The sequence below is a fragment of the Rhodococcus sp. FG69 genome (genome assembly GCF_057808915.1).
The window spans coordinates 16,307-37,476 of record NZ_JBMDIX010000041.1; the positions used below are offsets into that span (position 1 = coordinate 16,307).

Below are 21,170 nucleotides of genomic sequence, written 5' to 3' on the forward strand. Positions count from 1 at the left end.
TTATTGATGTGTTCATGACACATATCCCACGTCACAATTCAGCCGTAGCGTTGCGTTCGATATCCCGACGGCCGCGCCCGATCGGGCAGGCCGAGTCGAACGTGTGGAGGAAGTAGTGCCCGTCAGCAGTCGAATTCCAGGATTCAAGGATTTGTCGCCGCTGGTGCGTCGCCGAACGGTCGCAGATCGCACCGGCCTTTCCGCATCCGCACTCGACTCACTGGATCCGAATACTGGACTCTCGGTCGAGCAGGCCGATCACATGGTCGAGAACGTCGTCGGTGTCCTCGGCATACCAGTCGGCATCGCCACCAACGTCATCGTCAACGACAACGAGTACCTAGTGCCGATGGCCACCGAGGAGCCGTCGGTCATCGCTGCCGCGAGCAACGCGTCACGGATGACGCGACCGCACGGCGGTTTCTTCGTCTCCCACACCGGGCCCGTCATGCAGGCTCAGATTCAGCTGCTCGACGTTCAGGATCCCGAGGCCGCTCGCCTGCGCATCCTCGAAGCGCGCGAGGAGATCCTCGAACTGTCGAACGCTCAGGATCCGACGCTGGTGAAGTTCGGCGGTGGCGCTCGCGACCTCACGGTTCGTGTTCTCCCCACCCGCACCGGTGTCCACGTCATCGCGCACATCGTCGTGGACGTCCGAGATGCCATGGGCGCCAACGCCGTCAACACCATGGCCGAGTCCGTCGCCCCGAGGCTCGCCGCGATCGCAGGCGGACGACCGTTGCTCCGCATTCTGACCAACAAGGCAGACCGGCGCATCGTCCGAGCACGCGCAGTGTTCGATCGCGATCTCCTCGGCGGAGCCGAGGTCGTGGACAACATCGTCCACGCGTCGGCCTTCGCAGAAGCCGATCCCTACCGCGCCGCGACGCACAACAAGGGCATCATGAACGGCATCAGTGCAGTCGTTCTTGCGACGGGCAACGACACTCGTGCTGTCGAGGCCGGCTGCCACTCCCACGCCGTCGGCGCCGACGGCCGCTACACCGCCCTCTCGCACTTCGAGAAGACAGCCGACGGGCACCTGTCCGGAACACTGGAAGTGCCGATGGCGGTCGGTCTCGTCGGCGGTGCCACCAAGGCGCATCCCGTGGCGCGGACGTCGATCGAGATTCTCGGCGTCACCTCGGCCACCGAACTGGCCGAGGTCATCGTCGCCGTCGGACTCGCCCAGAACCTCGGCGCATGCCGCGCGTTGTCCGCCGAAGGAATCCAGCAGGGCCACATGCGACTTCACGCCCGCACCGTCGCTGTGACCGCCGGTGCCTCCGCCGACGAACTCGACAACGTCGTGCAACGGCTGATCGGCGACCGGTCGATTCGCGTCGAACATGCAGAGAAGGTTCTCGGCGAGCTACGCAACGGCAGCCTCGTATGACATCAGGCGATCTCCCCCGACCCGACGTCCATCGGGACTCATCGCTCCCGCGGTCGGTCCGGGTGTACGAGGTAGGTCCCCGAGACGGGCTGCAAGCAGAGAAGACGATGGTCCCGACGGCTACCAAGGTCGAATTCTGCCGACGTCTGGTCGCGTCGGGCATCACGAACCTGGAACTGACGAGCTTCGTCTCCCCTCGCTGGGTCCCCCAGCTGGCGGACGCCGAGGACCTGATGGCGGCGCTCGATCTGCCGTCGTCCGTGCGACAGATCGTGTTGGCGCCCAACGCCCGTGGTCTCGATCGTGCGCTGGCGGCCGGGGCCACCGAGATCGCAGTGTTCGTCAGCGCGACGGAAACGTTCGCGAACAAGAACCTCGGGTCGACGATGTCCGATGCGTTGGCTTCGGCGGAGGTCGTCGTGAGCGGCGCTGCCGCAGCGGGAATCACGACCCGTGGATACATCTCGATGTGCTTCGGCGATCCATGGGAGGGCTCGGTGGACGTCCACCGCGTCGCCGACGTCGCCGAGCAGTTGATGGCGATGGGCGTCGGGACATTGTCCCTCGGGGACACGATCGGCGTCGCCACCCCCGCGCACGTTCTCGCGGTCCTCGACGCCGTCCTCGCCCGGGGCATCACCGTCGACACGGTCGCCATGCATCTGCACGACACCTACGGCCAGGCGCTTGCCAACGTGCATGCGTCGTTGGCGGCTGGTGTCACCGAATTCGATTCGTCGGCAGGTGGATTGGGACGTTGCCCCTACGCCAAAGGCGCGACGGGCAACCTCGCCACCGAAGACCTGGTGTGGATGCTCGACGGGCTCGGCATCGACACCGGCGTCGACCTCCATGCTCTGTCCGACGTGTCGGCGTGGTTGGCCGACACGATGGGCCGTCCCAGCTCCTCTGCCGTCGTCCGCGCATTGTCCGCCGCGCGCGTCGACCGCACGCTCTCCCCTACCCGTTGATCGCAGCACCCCAAGGAATCGATATGTCCGACATGTCCCACACCCCGAGCCTCCCCGAGGTCGACTCGAAGACCAAGAAGGAACGCCGCCACGCCGTCATCGGCAGCTCGGTCGGCACCATCATCGAGTGGTACGACTTCACCCTCTACGGCCTCGCGTCCGCGCTGGTGTTCGCTCCGCTGTTCTTCCCGGGCGCCGGGAGCTTCGCCGGAATGCTCGGCGCATTCGCGGCCTTCGCCGTCGGATTCGGCGCACGCCCAATCGGCGGTCTGATCTTCGCGCACTACGGTGACCGCGTCGGACGCAAGATGACGCTCCTGGTGACGCTGATGATGATGGGCATCGCGACGACGTTCATCGGTCTGCTCCCCACTGCCGAATCGATCGGTATCTGGGCTCCGATTCTGCTGATCGTGTTGCGTATCTTCCAAGGCGCCGGTGCCGGCGCCGAGTTCGCGGGCGCCATGACCATGGCGAGCGAGTCATCCGATCCGCAGCGCCGCGCCTACACCGCCGGTTTCCCCGGTGCGTCGGTGTATCTTGGAATGGCGTTGGCGACCACCACGTTCGCGTTGCTGACCATGCTTCCCGACGAGCAGTTCCTCGCCTGGGGCTGGCGTATCCCGTTCATCGCCAGCGCGGTCATTGTCGCCTTCGCCCTCTACTTCCGACTACGGGTGAGCGAGACCGCCGCGTTCGAAGAAGCAGCGAAGGACGGCGCTGTGCAGAATTCGCCGCTTGCCGGAGCCGTCAAGAACCACTGGCGCATCCTCATCTGCGGCATGGCCCTGTTCACGTTCACCTTGCCGTGGGTCTACATCGTGCAGACCTTCTCGGTCTCCTACGTCACCGGCACTCTCACGGTGAACCCGACCGCGGTGCTCGTGGCGCTGATCATCGCCGAACTGCTGACCATCCCCGCGACCCTCTACTTCGGCAAACTTGCCGATCGCATCGGCCGTAAACCGGTACTGCTCGGCGCGGCCGTGTTCGGCATCATCCTCGCTTTCCCGCTGTTCTGGTTGTACGGCACGGAGAACATCGTGCTGGTCGGTGTCGGTCTGGTCCTCGGACTGGCCATCATTCAGGGCGCGACGATCGGCGTCTCCGCAGCGTTGCTCGCCGAGATCTTTCCGACGAATGCTCGCTGGAGCGGTATCGCGATCTCCCGTGAAATCCCCGCAGCCGCTGTCGGCGGAACTGCGCCTCTCGTCGCCACTGCACTGGTTGCGACGTCGAACGGCAGTCCGTGGCTCGTCGCCGCATACCTGATGGGGCTCAGCATCATCGGTCTCATCGGCATCGCTTTCCTGCCGGAGACTTTGCCCTCGAAGGCCAAGAACGCCACACTGGATCCCATCATGGTCGCCGACGTCGAACCCGTCAGCTGACCCGTAGTACCTCTCATAGAAAGCGAATTCATGACTTTCCCTCTGGTAGGCAACACGGGCTCGTTGGCCGGCGTTGTGGTCCTCGACCTTTCGCACGTCCTCGCCGGTGCTTACGCTGCGCAGATGTTCGCCGACTTCGGAGCGACGGTGATCAAGATCGAGAATCCGACGGGTCCCGATGTGGCACGAGGGTTCCCGCCCTACCTCAAGACCGAGGACGACGAGTTCAGCGCCTATTACGCCCAGTACAACCGCGGGAAGCTGGGGCTGACGCTCGATCTACGTGCGGACGAGGGCAAGGCCGTGCTGAAGGATCTGGTTGCCAAAGCCGATGTGCTGATCGAGAACTTTCGGCCCGGAACGACGAAGAAGCTCGGCATCGACTACGACGTGTTGGCCGAGATCAATCCGAGGCTCGTCTATCTCGCGATTTCGGGTTACGGCCAAACAGGTTCGCGTAGTTCGTATCCGGCGTTCGACAATACCGCGCAGGCAGCCGGCGGATTGTGGTCGATGAACGGACAGGTCGGAGAAGATCCGGTCCGGGTCGGTGTCACGATCGGTGATCTGTCCGCCACCATGTTCGGAGTGATCGGCGCCCTCACCGCGCTGCGTCACGCCGAGCGGACGGGCGTCGGCCAGCTCGTCGACGTCGCTCAGGTCGACAGCATCTTCGCGATGACGGAGACAGCCGTCGTCGACTACACGGTCGACGGCACGACGGCCGCGCCGTCGGGCAACAAGCACGCGTGGGTCCGCCCATATGAGCTGTTCCCGTGCGCAGACGGCCAGGTCTTCTTCGGCGGCTACACCGACAAGCTGTGGAACGCCTCCTGCGAGCTCTTCGGCACTCCTGAGGCGGCAACCGATCCCGAGATCGACACGATGCGCAAGCGTTTCGACCCGGAGGTCTACGAGCGCCGCGTCAAGCCGTTGGTGATCAGCTGGTTCGACGGCCGCAAGCGATCCGAACTCGAAGACCTCGCCGGCGCAGTCATTCCGTTGACGGCGATCAAGAACATCGGTGAGGTGGTCGAGGATCCGGGCACGGCAGAGCGGGACATGGTCGTCGAGGCCGACTATGGCAAGTTCGGGACGCTGCGGATGTTCGGCCAGCCGATCAAGCTGGGTGCCACTCCGGCCGAGCCTGGGCGCAAAGCGAACGGTCTCGGCGAGCACACCGACTCGGTCCTCGCGGGCTTGGCCGGGTACTCGCCCGAGAGGATCGCAGCGTTGCGCACCGACGGCGTCGTCTGATGGCCGTCGTACGTACCGAGTCTCTGCGACTGGCACCCGCGGTTGCCTATCGCGGTACGTTCGCTCCCGCAGCAGCGGAACCGAAGTCGACGGGTGAGCTTCCTCCCGGCTGGGAGGGCATCTACTTCCCGTTCGACGCCGCGCTGGCCGAGCTTCGTCCCGACGGCTCCCCTGCCGACGACGGTGTCCTGCCCGTCATCGATCTACCGCGACGGATGTATGCCGGGGAGGACACCGTCTTTCACAGGCCACTGGCGTACGACGACGTCGTGGAGCAGCGTGTGCAGGCGGGGTCCATCGTCGACAAACAGGGACGGGGTGGGCGGCTCGTATTCGCCGACGTCGAGCGCAGCTATCTCGTCGACGGTGAACTGGCCGTCTCCAGTGTGTGGCACGACGTGTTTCTCGAGGCCACGAAACCAGATGCGGTGGCCAAGCCGCCTGCCCCGGCTCCCGATGTGGAGTGGTCGTGGACCGAGTCGTTGACCCTCGATTCCCGCCAGCTCTTCCGGTTCTCCGCGCTGACTTTCAACACCCATCTGGTGCATTACGACCGGGATTGGGCTCGCAACGTCGAGGGTCTGCAGGATCTGTTGGTGCACGGGCCGTTGGTGCGGATGCTGTTGCTCGACTTCGCTGTACGGTCGCAGCCCGGTGCGCGCCCGCGGAGCTTCTCGATCCAGATGCAGGCACCGGTGTTCGTCGACACAGAAGTCCGGTTGGTGGGACGTGCCACCGATACCGGCAGCGAAGTACTCGTTCTCGACTCCGAGGATCGCGTGTTGGCGCGGGGAGTTGTGACTCAGTCAGGCTGATCGGTCGACCGTGCTGTCCGACGGAGTCGCGTAGTCGTAGGTGTCGTCAATGGCGGGCTGGTTCGCACACCGTCGATCCAACCAGAGCGAACCCGACGACGAGTACCTGTCCGAGCACTCCGCGGGCGCGACACAACATGTGTCGACGGTAGGCGTGAGCAGCATGGCGCAGTCGAACGTTCGAATGACCGCCGAAAAGTCAGCCGACCGAACGACTGGCTCGCAGGCAGAAACCATGGTTGGCTCGTCACTTCGATCGGTGACCGGACAAGTACGAGGATGGCCTAATGAGGATGCGCACTGCCCACTTGATGGCCGCCCTATCGATCACATGCGCGTTCGGCTTGGTCGGTGCAGCGTCGGTGTCAGCGGCTCCCCTACCGAACACCGGGAGCGCGGTGGTGGATACTGGCTCTGCAGCGGCGAATTCGGGTCTAGCCGTCCTCAGTACGGGTTCGGCCGACATCTGGCAAGCACTTCAGTACCGGCTGTTCGGTCCATGCGCTCCGTGGTCATCCGGCCGGTGCTAGAGGGGTTGAACTCGGATCGAGCTCGCCAAGGACCTCGCTGAACCGAACGCAATCCGAAAACGCCGGCACCCTGACTATGCACGCTGGGGTGAACAGTTTGCATATTCAATGAAACACCAATTACACATGGGACTTTCGCCCTATCGTTGCACCCGATGCCTGTTGCTCGCGGTTGTCGTGATCCCCGTATACGGTTGCGGCATGTCGGGTGGGGGAACAACGGATGGCGCCGTCGTGCGTAGACAGCAACCGGTGAATGGGTCTGCAGCTACGTGGCCATGGATACGCGAAAATACGCTCGCGGGCCTCGACGCGTTGATCGAGCGCAGGTTACGGAACGCAAAGCTGACCAAGATTACGGACAATTCGTTGCCGTTGCCTGAGCGAACGCTACTGGAAGTAGTAACTTCCGTTTCTCCACCTCGGAGTGGATGGTCTAGCCACCGATTCTTCCTGTTGGACGCCGACACCGCGGATGCCGGCGACCCGGCACGCTGCGAGGTCGAGCTAGCATACGAACCCAAGGCCCGCAAACTCAAGCTGAAGGTCACCTCAGCGACGCGTCGGGCGCTCGGAACTGCGACTCACGTCCGGGTTGCGTACGCCGACGACTTCGATCTCGATCTGCTCCGACAACTGCGTGTGTGCGTTCAGCAGGCGACCCGTGCACCCCTGGTCGTCGACTTGTGGTCGCCCGGTGTCCTGCCCGTGGCTCCCGCTGTCGAAGGACTGAACACCGAGCAACAGTGGGCTTTCAACGCCATGACCTCCGAGGGCGCATGACTGGTCTGGGGCCCGCCGGGGACCGGAAAGACGAATGTCATCGTGAAAGCCGTTTCTCGTGCGTTGAGCCAGGGGCATTCGGTTCTCATCACGTCACACACCCACGTCGCAGTGGACAACGTCGTCGAATCAGTCGCGGAGACCGTGAAAAAAGCCGGTCAAGTCGTCCGAGTCGGAGCATCGGGCCAGCTGGCACGGAAGGTGTCGGAACATCCCTGGCTCACCGTCGACAAGGCCGCCGCAGCGATAACCAACCGCGTTGCGCGACTGCAGTCGATTCAGGACGCAATGGGCGAGAACGAATCGCACCCAGATCGCCTCCACCTCGGCGTTGTCGTGCAGCGTCTCGAACAGGGAAACGGTCTACGGCTCGAATCTGCGCTTCGAGCTCAGGAAGCAGCGGACAGAGCACGGCACCTTGCAGAAGACTTGGTGATGGCGGGAGCCGAGTCCGCGCGCCGCCGTGCCGACTTCGAGCGAATTGATGCGGCAACCGCACACAGCGCGGCCTCGGCGTCCGCGTTACCTCAGCTGAGAGAACGCGCTGAGTCTGCCGCTATAACTGCTCACCATAGCGCTCACCAGGTCTACGCCGCAGAGCAGTCACTTGCGTCGCTAAGGTTCGAGCTGTCCAATGCCGTCCTGGAGTGGTCGGAGGCCACGTCGGCCCGACAGTCCTGGAGCGCGGGTTTGCCGTGGCGGCGGCATGCGCTCGACTCACGAATACAACTGGCAAATGAGCGTCGCAACATACTTGCCGCCGATGTCCACTCTGCCGAAGCCGGAGTCGAAACGTTCAGAAGGGCAGCCGCTGCCGCTGGCGGCGAGGCCACCAGCGCACATGAGCGAGTAGGGATCGCCGAATCCGCCCAGCGCCGCGCTCGGGAGCTGGCCCGAGAAGCATCTATCGTTCAGGCTGCGGAATCTGCTGCGCAGGCCCACATCATTCAGACACGAGCTCAATATGCAGAAGCTCAGCGCGTTGTCGACGCCGTTCCCGACTGGGAGGTCATCATTGCTGAGGGTCGAGTCGACGGAACGTTGGAGGCCCTGGCTGAACGCGACGACTACAACGAACGCGTCGCATCACTCGACACTGCCATGAAAGAGCTGATCCGCAAGAAAAAGCTGCTGGACGACGAATACGCAAAGACCAAGAGCAACCTCCTCGAGACAGCTCCGGTCATCGCGTGCACACTGTCGTCGTTGACGACGAAGACCGAGCTCGCGAACCGTCGCTTCGACACGGTCATTGTCGACGAGGCGGCGTCGGCACAGATCCCGCAACTTGTGTACGCCGGATCGAAAGCCGACCACTGCCTCGCGTTCGTGGGTGACTTCCTGCAGAATGCGCCGATCACCGAGACCGACGACGCCATCACCGAGGACGACAAGCGCGTGCTGCACTGGCAGGAAGACGACATTTTTGCGCTGCACGGTGTCGTGGATCGAGCCTCCACTGAACGCAATTCGCGATGCGTGGCTCTGCGCACGCAGTATCGATATCCACCCGTCATCGCCAGCATCGTGAACGAGTTCTGCTACGACGGCCTACTCGAAAGTTCCTGGCGCAGCGACGACGACAGTATCGGTCCGCCCTATGTAGTCTTCGTGGACACCTCCACGCACCCCGAACAAGGCTTGCGTCGACGCGGCCAGTCGTGGACCCACCCTCTCGGGCTCGACTTGATCGAAGCCATCCACAACCGTCACCGGGAGGACTCGGGCACCTCGATGGGAGTGGTGTGCCCGTACGCAGCGCATGCCCAACAGGCAGAAGCACTGACGCGGAGAAAGAGGTTGGCCATCGAATGCGGGACTGCCCACAAATTCCAAGGGCGACAGTACGATGTCGTGATCCTCGACCTGATGCAGGACTCGGGTCGTTTACGTTGGGCGGCCCAGGCTGATCTGTCCGGGAGCAAGCGAGAGGTGTCCGCGGCCAAGTTGTTGAACGTCGGGATCACACGCGCTCAGAAGCGGCTCTACATCATCGGAGATTGGAGCGTGGTGCGTAATACGCCGACGCCCGGCATGATTGCCATCGCGAACTTGCTCGGAGAACGGGAGTTCGAATTGGTCTCTGCCGCAGATGCGCTCACCATTGGAACCACCAGAAACAGATGACGCTCCACCTCGCTGCCTGCTCACATGCTGGCGTTACTCGTCCACCTCTACGCCGTAGCGCGCAGCGAGTTCAGCCAACCCGTCGTCGTATCCCTGCCCGATTGCGCGGAACCGCCATCCCGCTCCCCGACGGTAGATCTCGGCGAGGAGCATCGACCGCTCGGTCGTCGCAGCGTCCAGAACCGCAGCGGCGATAGGAGATTCCGTCCCGTCGAGAGCGATGGACACTGCCCCGATATCGCCGAACGTGCTATCCCCGTCGATGGCTGCCGCGACCACAATCCGATCACAGTCCGACGGCACGGAGGTGAGATCGATCCGGATGCCTTGCTCGCTATCTCCGTCGATAGTCAACGCAACTGCGCCGTCCGATGTGGCCGGCGCGTTGAAGAAAACGAAATCCTCGTCGCTCGAAACGATTTCGTCGCTGTTGAGCAGGAACGCAACGACGTCGACGGCGGTGGATCCAGTATCACTGACTCTCCACGATGCGTTGACGGACAACGACGTCGCGGACGGAGCGAGATCGACTACGCCCCCGCGCGGAACCAACGGCGCGATCCTCGGTCCGACAAGGCTCACAACGGCTGGTTGTTCGACATTCAGGGCGCTGTCGACCTGGAGTGGTGTGAGAACAGCGAGTCCACGTTCGGCGACGCGCGGCATCCGGGGATCACCATCACCGCCGGTGAGCACCAGGACGTCCGTCACGCCTGCGCTCAGGTTGACAGCCGGCGTCGCGCCGAGCTGTATCAACCGCGACCGCATCAGGACTGATTCGGCATGCGAACCGCCCATCACCAGAACGCGGCGATTCTGCCACGGCTTGCCGGTCGACGAAGATATCGGGACCCGCGCCGCAACGACGACCGTTGCCCGCGCGATCTTGGGCGTCCCAGGGCGGACGGTGTGGAGAAGTTCGAGGAGCTCCGTCTCGCTCACCACCTCCAGTCCGTGCGATCGAGCGCGGCGCACCTTGGAGCTGTCCGAAACCGGGTCGGAGCACACCACCAGGCTCGTGTAGCGACTCACCGAGTTCATGACATCGAGTCCGGCGTGCGTAAGGCGGGAAGCCAGCTGCAGCCGGGGCACATTCGTCTCCCCGCTGATCACGACGCGCATTCCCTGGACCAAACCCGAGGACGATTCGAACCGGCCAGGATTCTGCCATTTGCAGTCGGTACGCGGGACAGAGTCGGGATATAGCGTCAACCGCTCGGTACACATGGTCACCGGCAGCGGTAGATCCAAGGATCGAGCGAGGCGGGAGCTGTGGGTGAAGATCTGCGACACCACGACAGCGTCGTCGTACGCATCGTGGGCGTTGGACTGCAGCACCTTCCAATGAGCGGCCAGCGTTGCCAGCTTGTGGTTCGGGAGGTCGAGTTGCAGTCGGCGCGACAACGCGACCGTGCACAGTCGCTGTTTGGTCGGCATGTCCAAGCCGGCACGCATGGCCTCCAACTTCAAGAACCCATGGTCGAAGCTCGCGTTGTGCGCGACCATGGTGCGACCGTCGAGCATCTCCATCAATTGCGGGGCAACATCCTCGAACTTCGGCGCACCTGCCAGCCGTTCCGGGGTGAGATTGTGGATGTACACCGGACCGGGATCGCAACCGGGGTTCACCAGCGTCGAGAGTTCGCGTCCGACCGTCCCGTTCTCGTCGATCGTCAGTGCGGCGATGCTGAGCACGCGGTCACGGCTGGCCTTCAACCCCGACGTCTCCACATCGACGACGACCCAGCGGTCATCCTTGACCGCAGTTGCATTGCGCATGAATCTGTACTCCCGACGATATAGGCACGGCTCAGGATCACCATGCAGGATCATTCGCGAGCGTCCACCAGATCCACGGCCGTTCGCGGACAACGCCCGGGTCCCTGGTCGAAGTTCATTCAGTCGGATGAATGAAACTGGTGATTTAGTCGAGCTTCTCCGTAGATAATTGAAGGGGCAAACTGGTCGGCGCACTTCTGCTGTCGACGCAGAGCATGCTACGAACGGATGGCGAAATGCCTGATGAATCACGGTCCGCCCAGCCCGGTTGGTATCCGACGCCAGACGGCCGCCAACGGTACTGGAACGGCTCTACTTGGCTGGATCTGCCCGAGCCGTCAGCACCTTCGATCGCTGAGCCTCCGAGGTGGCGGCCGTCCAAGAAGCTTGTTCTGATCGCAGCCGGGGTGTTGCTCGTATTGGCCATCGGGGGAACTACCGCCAAAGTGGTTCACGACTCCAACGTGGAGTCCGAACAACTAGCTGCTCAACAGTTGGCGCAGGATGCTGCAGATCAAGCGGCTCAGCAAGAGTCGGACCGAATCACGGCCGCTGCCGCAGCCAAAGAGAAGTCCGACGACGCAGAGCGCCTCTCGAGATCGATTTCGGTGCTTGAGGTCGAAGGCAGTGTCAAGAAGATGGCCGAAGACCACGTTCAGAAGGGCATCGTCGACGGACCGATCATCTCGGTCTCATGCTCACCAGTGAGCGGTGGTTCGACCGACGACCTCACCGCGACCACGACTGTGTTCGAATGTTTTGCCGCAACCACGGACAACGGCGACGGCACCATGAGCGGGTTCAAGTACAACTCCACGATGAATTGGACAACAGGCTCGTTTACCTACGGTCTTGGCGCGCCGTAATCGAGATGATCCTGTGGTGAAGGACTGACAACTCACCCACCCGCCTGGACATTGGCGCGGTTCCGACCGCCCGTTCACAGCATCAGCTGGACACCTCTTGGGCATCAATCGCATTGCGGGCCGGTGGTGTAGCCCTGTTCGCACCCATGTTGGGCTTGAATGTCTCTCCGCCGGTGGGCTCGTCTCCGCACAGGAGTCCACAACGTTCGTACCCTTTGACGACGCCGTCACCATTAGGGCCCTCGGCCTCGTTGTACGGATATCCACTCGCGGCAGGGACGACGTGTCTACACAGGCGGGGTCGTTCACGACGTACGAACCGTCCGTGTACACAGCCGTTCCGCCGTAGTCGCAGTACCGCAACCCTGCCCCTCGCACTGAGCAATACACCCCTCACACGAGGCTCGACACCCAGAAATGGTCTACCCCTACCGTCGGTAGCACAGTCGACGGACGGGAGCGGACCAGGATGTTGATCAACAGGATCGCCGCAGCTCTGGCTCTGATCTCCGCCGTCGCCCCCTACGGATGGGCGTCTCCGATGTCACCCACGCCTCGTTCCCCACGGGCCACCGCGGCCCGACGATTGGCCGGTCATGCCGGTCAGCCACGTGAGCCTTCACCTCAAGCCAACGGGCTTCTTCGACGGCAATCCGATGCCCTCGATCTAGCGCCGGAGACCCCGAAGGTCGGTGGTCACTGCTGCAGTTAACTTGGCAGGGTGGTTCGATGCAATATTTATCCCTGTTTGGCGTTCACGGGGAATGTCGTCAACGGGTCATGATCCGAAGCGTCACCTGTAGGGGTCGTCCATCGATCGATAGATGACCACCAGGGAACTTGCTTCCTGGTTACCGTCGCCGCAGCTGAACAGGATCTCACCGGCGGGATTGATCGAGCAGTACCACTCGGCGTACTCCATAATCTCGAGCGGCTTGTCGTACAACGTGAGGTACGTCGCATTCATCACGGTCATCGCCTCGGGGCACGAGACACTTCCCTTCGATACCAGCACATCTCGCGGAATTCCGTCCGCCGCCGTCACAACCCCGCAGGTGCCTCGACCTGAGCTTCCCGAATTGGGGTCGGTATATGCGTTCTCCTCACATGGTTTGGTGGACATATCTTTCGCGGACTCGAACGTCTCGCCATTGTCCGGGAAGAACCACACCACCGACCGGTACATGAACGTGCGTTCACAATCGCCGAGATCGAATCCGACGATCGTGACGGGTTCGATCGGCGCATTGGCGACTCCCGACGACTGGTCGACGTTGCGCGCGACTCCTGTACCCGTGGCCTGTGCCCCACCCCAGTCCTGCCAGACGATGTTCTCGACGAGCCCGGACAGACTGCCTCCGTTGTAGATGTCAGCGGGCCGGACCTCGCCGTATCCCTTCTGGTCCGGACCCCACACTCGCCCCAAAACCGGCTCTGCGCTCACGCTCGGAGCAGCGGCAGTGGGCGCCCCCAGTGCTTCGACGTACTCGAATCGGTAACCGCCCGTCGAAAACTGGAATCCCCTGCCGGAACTATCCGAGCCGCACGAGACACCAGACTCCTGGACGTTGCAGGAGAATCCGTTCGCCGACAGTGTCTGTCCGTACCCCAGCACCGGTGTGGTCTCGTCCATCCGCCAGAACAGCGCCTGGCTCAGGCTCGCGAAACGCGCATCATCCGACCTGTTCACCAGGATTGCGTTCGGCGCACCCAACGCGCCGGACCCGAACTGCTCGACGAGCGGCGCCGCTTCGACCGGCATGTCCTTACTTGTCTTCGGTTGGCAGCCGGCCATCTGGTTGTCCGAACCGCCCTGCGCGCTGTCCGCCAGGATCGCGCAGCGCCACAACCCGCTGGGCGTCGTGAAGTAGTAGCCGCTGGTTCCACCTGATTCGTACAGGAACCCGGCTGGATCGACCAACGTCGGCGTCGGCGCTGGAGTGGCCGGCGGTGCCGGAGCATCGGAAGTCGACCGACCTTCGAACCCGACGATTGAATTGGGAACCTCCACCGGTTGGTCGGACGAGCAGGAGACAAGAGCGAACATCGCTGCTGCCACGACACTGAGCACTATCCGGGACATGCACGGAACATTAGCGGCGCTCATCGTCGGGCACAGTCCGCCGTTCGCAGGACTTCCGGTGGCACGGAAATGCGCACCAGGGGAAACTCAACCGTGCCACTGGGGCCGGAGGCCCCCGGGAGGCACGCAGCTTGGGTCAGCGACGCACTCACCAACGAGCTGGTCCGCACGTTCAGCCTCGTCCGATCCGCCCCGAACAGATCCACCGAATGGTCGACGGGCCTGGACTCCTGGTCGGGTCCGATGTACTCGAGCTTGGGCACCGTTGTGCCTGGCGCGCAGGAGTATTCGAAGTTCTCCGACTGGCAGTTCCTGAGGGCTCTGGTCGAAGTGGTGCTTATTGGGTATTGGACCGGAAGGTCGGAATGTTTCATTGCAGCTTGCAGATTCATTCGACCGAATGACCACGCGCCGTGCGCCTTCCCCATCGTTTGCTCAACAGCGGAAGCACTCGACTGCCGTTTGCCGGGGGGGAGAGAGAAAGCCAACACCGGAGGCGCGCCAGAACGACCGACCGCTTCGGCTCCTGGTAAATACGTCACCGAATCGAAGGCTGCTGTCACGCCGACCGACGTCGAGACATACGTCATCGACGTGTCCCGCTGAAAGAACAGATCGGCACCTACCTCCACGGCGTCTATGTTCGATCACAGGAACACGACGTCCCAGCTGTATTCATTCGCCTGCCGTGATCAGCTTCCGCGCAGCAGAATTCGTCCATTCCCGGCTCGCGTTCTCGTGACCGTCGGTCATCACGCGAACCGTCGCTGAGCCGGGGCGCTCGTCCTCCGATATGGCGGATAGCCCGGCACCGCGGGTCGAGCACGAGCGGGTTGGCGCCCTCGATGGGCGTGCTGTCGTAGACCAGCTCGTACCGGTCGTCGAACTGTGCGAGCGTGACCATTGTCCGACCGTCGGCCTCACGCTCCTTGATGATGAACGTGTCGAATCCGCCGCGGATATCGTCGGAGATGGAATGCACCGAGCCGGACCGGTCGGGCAGTGCGGCGACGACGGACAGCTGCGAGTTGGTCATGTTCTTCTCCTGAAGGACGCAGACGACACGGCAATGAGTGCGATGGATGTGGAAGTACCGATAGAGCTGTTCGCGTCGATCACCGGAGGGCGACCGTCGTGCCACCCGAGAACGCCGAATCGTGCAGCTCGATCTCGGCAGGCACGGTCCCGACGGGGACGTCGAACACGACGGTCGTGTCCAGCGCGTTGCCCGGGTTGATCTGTTCGTATCCGATGCCCTCGTCGAGGTAGGCGGTCGCGACACTGTCAACCAAGTACTGCTTGCCGTCGGCGTCGAGCAATTTTTGAGAGGACGCGTCCAAGCTCTGCGCTCGATCACCGATGTTGCGGACGGAGATTGCCACCTGAACGAACTCGCCCTGAGCGGTCTGCGTCAAGTACTCCGAACCGACGGTCGCGACGGGTGGTGCGACGGCGGTGACCACGAACTCGAACTTGCCGTCGCGCACCGGGACGCCGATCCCCGGTTGCGTCGACTCGGCCGGTGCCGCCGGAGCCGCTTCCTCCGACACCGAGGACCCGGCCGGCGCGGGAGTCGGCGGGGTCTCCGAAGAACCGCCACCGACAAGCCGGATGAGAACACCCAGCACGACGATCGCCAGGATGACGGTCAAGATCTTGTGTCGGGCCAACCAATTCCTCTTCTGCTCGGGAGCGGGCGGGGCGTACTGCGGCTGGGGGTTCGGATTGTGAGTGGTCATGTCGGATTCCTTCCGTTCGGCGATGCGTCAACAACACCGCAGTCGGCCGTGTCCGCGCCTCGGCAGATCGGACGGTGAACTTCCTCCTTTCGGTCGCATACGGACGGTGATGTGGGCCGACCGGGCGATCCGCCATGTCGGTGCTCGGCCGTACGCTGCTGTTCGTGAGCACGCACCGGACAGGCACCCTGCGCCGCAAGGCCTGGACTGCGGCGGCGGTGGCGTTCAGCTTGTTCTGCTCGATCATGACCGCCGGGCTGGCGGGCGCGTCGGGGACGCCGGGGTGGAACCTGGGCATCGGCGTCGCGCTCAACCTGGTCGCGGGCGTCGCGTTGATCTGGCGACATGAGCGGCCATGGACCGTTCTGGGACTGGCGTTGGCCGGGCCGCTGTTCTTTGCCACCGATGCGACAGCAGCGTTGATTGCACTGTTTGCCCTCGGCGCGTTCGCGCACACCAAGCCTCTGGTGGCGGCTGCCATCGCGGTGTACGTCGCGTGCGGGGTGTCGTTGACGTACGACGCGCATCGCAGTCGGTACTACTCCGTTCTGACCCTCGGCTCGACGAAGACCGAGGATGGGTCGACGCCGATCGAGTGGGACGTCGCGGCGTGGATTCCGTGGGTGGTCGCGGCGGTACTGGTCGGGTTGGTCGTGGGTGGAGCAGTGCTGCGCCGCACGCGGTCCGACCTGACGGAGGCCGTGGTCACGCGAGACAAAGTGACGGTCGAGTCCAACGCACTCCGTGAGGAGATGCTGCTGACCGCGGAACGTGCCCGCATCGCCCGCGACATGCACGACACCCTCGCCGCCAGCCTCAGCCGCATCTCCTTGTTCGCAGGCGGAATGCAGGTCAACAGCGCCGATGGACCCGAGAAGGTAGCCCAAACAGCGTCGTTGATCAGGCAGACCGCGCACGATGCACTCGATGAACTCAAGCGCATCATCGGCGTGCTACGCGGATCGGCCGATAACGCGGGCGGTGGTCGGCAGAGCGTCGAGGGCATCTCCGATCTGGTGCACTCGGCGCTGGACGCGGGCTTGCACACGTCGCTGATGCTCGACGTGACGCCCGGTGAGATCGGTGCTGCGAGCAGCCATGTGGCGTATCGGGTAGTGCAGGAATCGCTCACCAATGCTCAGAAGCATGCCACCGGTTCGACCATTCGGGTGGCGGTGTACGGGTCCGATCAGGCGGGCGTTCGCGTGGAAGTGCGCAACCAGCTGATGGGACAACCGGCGTTTGCGCATGGGTCGGGTACAGGGTTGGCAGGATTGGCCGAACAGGTCCGCGCGGTGGGCGGCACGTTCGCTACCGGCGCGCAGGCGGACGAGTTCGTGGTGTCGTGCTGGTTGCCGTGGTACTCCTGACGGGCATTGTCGGAGTCACGTTCTAAGCTCAGCGAACCATGACATCGCCAGCCGTGATCACCGTTCTGATCGTCGACGACGACCCCTTCGTTCGGCGTGGGGTGACCGACATCTTCGCGAAGACCCCGGACATCTCGGTGGTGGCCGACGTAGACGACGGCGACCAGGTGCCGGCTGCGGTGACGGCGTTCCGGCCGCACGTAGTACTGATGGATCTTCAGATGCGACGGGTCGGCGGGTTGGATTCCACTCGCGAATTGATGGCGCTGGCCCATCCACCCAAGGTCATTGCGATGACGGCGATGGATGTGGACGATCTGGTGGTACGGGCCATCGAGGCGGGGGCCCACAGCTTCCTGAGCAAGAGCGAGGCGCCCGAGACGTTCCATCAGTCGGTGCGAGCAGTGGCATCCGGCAACACGCTGTTCAGCGAGGACTCGCTGCGAAAAATTGTGGCAACGTCGGTGTTGTCAATGACCCCGACATCGGTGTCGATGGACGTGTTGAGCCCGCGGGAGCGAGATGTGCTGTGCATTCTGGCTACTGGTTCGACCAATGCGGACATCTCCTCCGAGCTGTATCTCAGCGAGACGACGGTGAAGACCCACATCTCCGGGATCTTCGTCAAGCTCGGTGTACGCAATCGAGTCGAGGCGGCCCTGGCTGCCTTTCGGGCAGGAATGGTCACGTGAGCGAGCCGAGCCACAATGGTTGACCGCCACTCGAATTCCTTGTCCACCTACCTCGCTTCTTGTTGGTACCTTCCCTCTGCCCGTATCGATCTGCACGAGGAGCCATGTGACCGCACCGGTTGCCGACCAGCCCACAACGAGCACGCTGCCCGGACATGTGTTCGTGGTTCGCGGTCTTCTCGAGTCCATTGCGTGCGATGCGGTCATTGTTCCCACTAGCTCGAGCTTTCGCCCGCGGTACACGTGGTTCTCGGTTCTCGGTGTCGAGGACCGCACGGCACCGGCCGGCGCGTCAGACGATCGAGTCCGGCTCTTCCCCACCGACTCGAATCACGGCCCCGCGTGGCTGCTGAACGTGGCTCACGACGGGCATCGATCGGTCAACTGGCTGGTCGACGGTCTCAGGGCCGCGTTCGACCGAATCGCGGCCGAACTCGCATTGCACAGCCTCGGTGATGGACGGGTTCGTCCTCTCGTTGCTCTTCCCACTTTAGGCGTGGGTCAGGGTGGGTACGAGGGAGTCCGAGGGGAGGTGATCCGCGCTCTTCATTCGACGGCAATGGACTTCGTCGCGCATTCGAACTTCGACGTCGTGTTCGTGGTCGAAAATGCGGCCGACTATGCAGCGTTCCAGTCCATACGCAAGGCTGCATCGAACGAAGGACGTGATGAAGCCAAACGGCTGGCCGAGCTCATCGCAGGCGGTGACGTCGCACTACTTCTCGGCGCAGGTGTCAGCATTTCCGCCGGCCTGCCGACATGGGACAACCTGCTCGGCCAGCTCAAGAACACGCTCCTTCCCGATCTCGATCCCGAGGTGTTCTCAGAACTCGGAGTGCTCGATCAGGCACAGCTGCTCGCGAATTCGAGTCCATCGAAAGCGTTGGGGCACAGCGTCTCGCAGCTGATCAAATCGGTCGGTGTCAAGAAGCCGACGCTCTCGCATTGTCTGTTGGCATCGCTCAACGTCGCCAAGGTCGTCACAACGAACTACGACTCGTTGTACGAGGACGCATTCAATGCAGCCCACCGATCCGCATCGATCTCCGTTCTTCCGCGTGGCGACGTTGTGGCCGATCAGCCGTGGCTTCTCAAGATGCACGGCGACGTCGAAGATCCGGACAGCATCGTGCTCAGTCGGCGCGATTTCGTGCTGTACGACGCGGAGCGTCGCCCTCTGGGTTCGATTGTGCAGTCACTCATGTCCACCGGTCATCTTGTTGTCATCGGCGCGTCGATGACCGATGACAACGTGCTCCGGTTAGCGCACGAGGTGCTGGCAATGAATGCCAGGTACGACCAGGAAAGAGTTCTCGGGACAGTCATCACTTTGAGGCCCGATGCGATCCGAAGCGCCTTGTGGAAGGGCGACTTCGACTTCATCCCTGCATCAACGGCCCCGACTGACAGGATCGCCGCTCGCGATCTCGAAGTTCTGCTCGACAGAGTCGCCATGCACGCGAGCGAACAATCTCGTTACCTCTTGGACCCCAGGTACGCCGAGCTCCTCGCCGACGACGAACAGGGTCTCGCCCGCACACTCAGGGAAGTCGCCGGTGCAATCAACGGGCTGTCGACAGTAAAGAAGAGTCGTTGGACGGCGCTCAGCACGGTGATCTCCGAACTCGGGCACACGCCGAATAGCGAGAAACATCGATAGCGGGAAGCGTCGAATACGTGACCCGCATGCGCACTTCGACCTGCTCAGGCGATTTGCCATCGGCTCGGGTGCGCAAAAAGGATTGCAGCGCAGCGCACATCGCGCCCGGTCTTCTGTCGAAGGACCAATGCCCCACTCCCGTAGCTACGACAGGCACGCGAGGCGACCATGCAGGTGGCCCCCGTTGTGATGCTGGGTCGCAACTTGAAGGTTCCGAAGCTCCGCCACGGACGTCGGCGCGAGTTCGTTTTCAGCAAGGTTCGGCAACTGTGATGTGTAGATTCCAGCCTGTCTCGTTCGACGGCTACACGGAGTTACAGGCGTGAGTTCGCAGTTCCGTTCCAGGAGGAGCCACCGAGTCCGGGGTGGTAATCGGGGGGCAAGTTGGCGGCGTTGCGGAAGTCGGGAGGCCGACAATTCACGCGCGCCGGGCATAGGCTTCCAGGCATGAACAGAGTCAGCAAATTCGTTCTCGGATTGCTACTTTTCAATGGGGTGTCGGCGGTCGGCGGGGGGATTGCGCTGATGACCAGCTTGATCCCCGAACAACCCACGTGGGTCGAGCACACAGACTTCACCAGTCTCTACTTCCCCGGCGTCATTCTGCTCGCGATCGTGGGAGGTAGCTCGCTGTTCGCGGCGTCGGCGATGATCAAACGGATTGCGGGCTGGCAGCTGGCCAGCATTCTGTCCGGGGTGACCATGATCGTGTGGATAGTTGCCGAGATCGCATCCATTCGGGCGTTTCACTTCCTGCAGGTGATCTACCTCGTTACCGGGGTCGCAGTGATCTGGTGGACTCGAACGGCCGACCACACCGGCACTGCGGAACAACGCGGCCTGCCGTGACGCCCAAAACGCTTGATAGACCCGAAGATCAGTCGCCGACGAGTGTGCACGCCGCATTCGGAACCGGGATGTTTGTCCTGGCTGTTCTGTTGGTATCGAATTCGTTTCTCGGACCACTCGGCATCGAAGTCTTCGACTATCCGATCTCGAGCACTTTGCAGAACCAGCTGATCGGCCTCGAGATAGTCACCCTCGTCCTGGTCACCCCGCTGAGCATTGCCGCCGGAGTGCTGGCTCTGCGCGGTCACCGCGCCGCTGGTCCTCTGGCGTTCGGCCCAGCGGCCTACACCGCGTACATGTTCGCTCAATACGCGCTCGGCCCGGAGTATGCGACGTTCAACGCGGTTGTGTTGTTCGACCTCGGAGTGTTCGCGTTGAGTGTCGTTCTCGCCGCCTGGGCCTGGATGATCACCGACACTGCTTCGTTGCCGGATACGACACCGACCAGACAACGCGTCTACGGCGTAGTCCTGCTTGCGCTGGCAGCGTTCATAGTGTCGCGATACCTCGACCCCATCTTCGGCGGTGCGATGCCGGCCGAATTCGCAGATGCGCGCACATTCTTCTGGTCCATCGTTCTGCTCGACCTCGGTCTCGTGGTTCCAGCAACCGTCGTCACCGCGGTGTCACTCTTCCGCGGAGCACGGTCTGCCCAGAAAGCGCTCTATGCGGTGCTCGGCTGGTTTGCTCTGGTTCCGCCGTCCGTGGCGGCTATGGCTGCGGTCATGGTGGCCCGCTCGGATCCGACCGCCTCGGTCGGTCAAGTCGTCGTACTGACCGTCGTCGCAGTTGTGTTCGTAGGATTTGCGGTCACTGTCTTCCGTCCGCTCCTCTTTCGGAGCCACCCACCCATCGCCTGAGT

At 63.0% G+C, this 21,170-nt stretch carries 18 protein-coding genes; 14 read left to right on the forward strand and 4 right to left on the reverse strand.

Going from position 1 to position 21,170, the window contains the following annotated elements:
* Positions 1-115 precede the first annotated feature (115 nt).
* The 7 genes from ACODSO_RS24645 (at position 116) to ACODSO_RS24675 (ending at position 9,270) form a co-directional block, all read left to right on the forward strand.
* Positions 116-1,396: a hydroxymethylglutaryl-CoA reductase, degradative gene (locus tag ACODSO_RS24645; RefSeq protein ID WP_489039291.1), complete on the forward strand. Its 1,281-nt coding sequence runs from the start codon at positions 116-118 to the stop codon at positions 1,394-1,396.
* Positions 1,393-2,367 (forward strand): hydroxymethylglutaryl-CoA lyase, encoded by a 975-nt coding sequence (locus ACODSO_RS24650; RefSeq protein ID WP_489039292.1) that lies wholly within the window; start codon positions 1,393-1,395, stop codon positions 2,365-2,367. The genes ACODSO_RS24645 and ACODSO_RS24650 overlap by 4 nt, the downstream gene beginning before the upstream one ends.
* Positions 2,368-2,390: 23 nt before the next feature.
* Positions 2,391-3,758 carry an MFS transporter gene (locus ACODSO_RS24655; RefSeq protein WP_489039293.1) on the forward strand — a complete coding sequence of 456 codons (1,368 nt, stop codon included), beginning with the start codon at positions 2,391-2,393 and terminating at the stop codon, positions 3,756-3,758.
* Between the two features lie 30 nt (positions 3,759-3,788).
* Positions 3,789-5,015, forward strand: a complete 1,227-nt coding sequence (locus tag ACODSO_RS24660; protein WP_489039294.1) for a CaiB/BaiF CoA transferase family protein — start codon at positions 3,789-3,791, stop codon at positions 5,013-5,015.
* Complete coding sequence (locus tag ACODSO_RS24665) at positions 5,015-5,830, forward strand: HTD2 family dehydratase (protein WP_489039295.1); 816 nt, start codon at positions 5,015-5,017, stop codon at positions 5,828-5,830. The genes ACODSO_RS24660 and ACODSO_RS24665 overlap by 1 nt, the downstream gene beginning before the upstream one ends.
* A gap of 782 nt (positions 5,831-6,612) precedes the next feature.
* Positions 6,613-7,143 (forward strand): hypothetical protein, encoded by a 531-nt coding sequence (locus ACODSO_RS24670; RefSeq protein WP_489039296.1) that lies wholly within the window; start codon positions 6,613-6,615, stop codon positions 7,141-7,143.
* Positions 7,144-9,270, forward strand: coding sequence for a DEAD/DEAH box helicase (locus ACODSO_RS24675; RefSeq protein WP_489039330.1), 2,127 nt, complete (start codon positions 7,144-7,146; stop codon positions 9,268-9,270).
* Between the two features lie 33 nt (positions 9,271-9,303).
* Here the strand turns inward: ACODSO_RS24675 and ACODSO_RS24680 are convergent, their stop codons facing one another.
* A complete protein-coding gene (locus ACODSO_RS24680; RefSeq protein ID WP_489039297.1) occupies positions 9,304-11,049 on the reverse strand; it encodes a TerD family protein in 1,746 nt (581 codons plus the stop codon).
* Positions 11,050-11,285: 236 nt separating this feature from the next.
* Here ACODSO_RS24680 and ACODSO_RS24685 point away from each other — a divergent pair, with 236 nt between their 5' ends.
* Together ACODSO_RS24685 and ACODSO_RS24690 are read left to right on the forward strand one after the other, a co-directional pair.
* Positions 11,286-11,915, forward strand: a complete 630-nt coding sequence (locus ACODSO_RS24685) for a DUF2510 domain-containing protein (protein WP_489039298.1) — start codon at positions 11,286-11,288, stop codon at positions 11,913-11,915.
* A gap of 596 nt (positions 11,916-12,511) precedes the next feature.
* Entirely contained in the window at positions 12,512-12,586 is a 75-nt protein-coding gene (locus ACODSO_RS24690) for a hypothetical protein (RefSeq protein ID WP_489039331.1), read from the forward strand.
* A gap of 122 nt (positions 12,587-12,708) precedes the next feature.
* On the opposite strand, the gene ACODSO_RS24695 is transcribed toward ACODSO_RS24690, so the two are convergent.
* The 3 genes from ACODSO_RS24695 to ACODSO_RS24705 form a co-directional block, all read right to left on the reverse strand.
* Positions 12,709-14,022 (reverse strand): hypothetical protein, encoded by a 1,314-nt coding sequence (locus ACODSO_RS24695; protein WP_489039299.1) that lies wholly within the window; start codon positions 14,020-14,022, stop codon positions 12,709-12,711.
* A gap of 613 nt (positions 14,023-14,635) precedes the next feature.
* On the reverse strand, positions 14,636-15,034 hold the full coding sequence (locus tag ACODSO_RS24700) for a hypothetical protein (RefSeq protein WP_489039300.1): 399 nt from the start codon (positions 15,032-15,034) through the stop codon (positions 14,636-14,638).
* A 79-nt stretch (positions 15,035-15,113) separates the two neighbouring features.
* Entirely contained in the window at positions 15,114-15,737 is a 624-nt protein-coding gene (locus tag ACODSO_RS24705; protein WP_489039301.1) for a DUF4352 domain-containing protein, read from the reverse strand.
* A gap of 164 nt (positions 15,738-15,901) precedes the next feature.
* Between ACODSO_RS24705 and ACODSO_RS24710 the strand changes: the two genes are divergently transcribed.
* From ACODSO_RS24710 to ACODSO_RS24730, 5 genes are all read left to right on the forward strand, one after another.
* On the forward strand, positions 15,902-17,107 hold the full coding sequence (locus tag ACODSO_RS24710; RefSeq protein ID WP_489039302.1) for a sensor histidine kinase: 1,206 nt from the start codon (positions 15,902-15,904) through the stop codon (positions 17,105-17,107).
* A 38-nt stretch (positions 17,108-17,145) separates the two neighbouring features.
* A complete protein-coding gene (locus tag ACODSO_RS24715) occupies positions 17,146-17,799 on the forward strand; it encodes a response regulator (protein WP_489039303.1) in 654 nt (217 codons plus the stop codon).
* A gap of 106 nt (positions 17,800-17,905) precedes the next feature.
* Positions 17,906-19,459, forward strand: a complete 1,554-nt coding sequence (locus tag ACODSO_RS24720) for an SIR2 family protein (RefSeq protein WP_489039305.1) — start codon at positions 17,906-17,908, stop codon at positions 19,457-19,459.
* Positions 19,460-19,906: 447 nt separating this feature from the next.
* Entirely contained in the window at positions 19,907-20,308 is a 402-nt protein-coding gene (locus ACODSO_RS24725) for a hypothetical protein (RefSeq protein WP_489039306.1), read from the forward strand.
* Positions 20,309-20,376: 68 nt separating this feature from the next.
* Positions 20,377-21,168, forward strand: a complete 792-nt coding sequence (locus ACODSO_RS24730) for a hypothetical protein (RefSeq protein ID WP_489039307.1) — start codon at positions 20,377-20,379, stop codon at positions 21,166-21,168.
* Positions 21,169-21,170 lie beyond the last annotated feature (2 nt).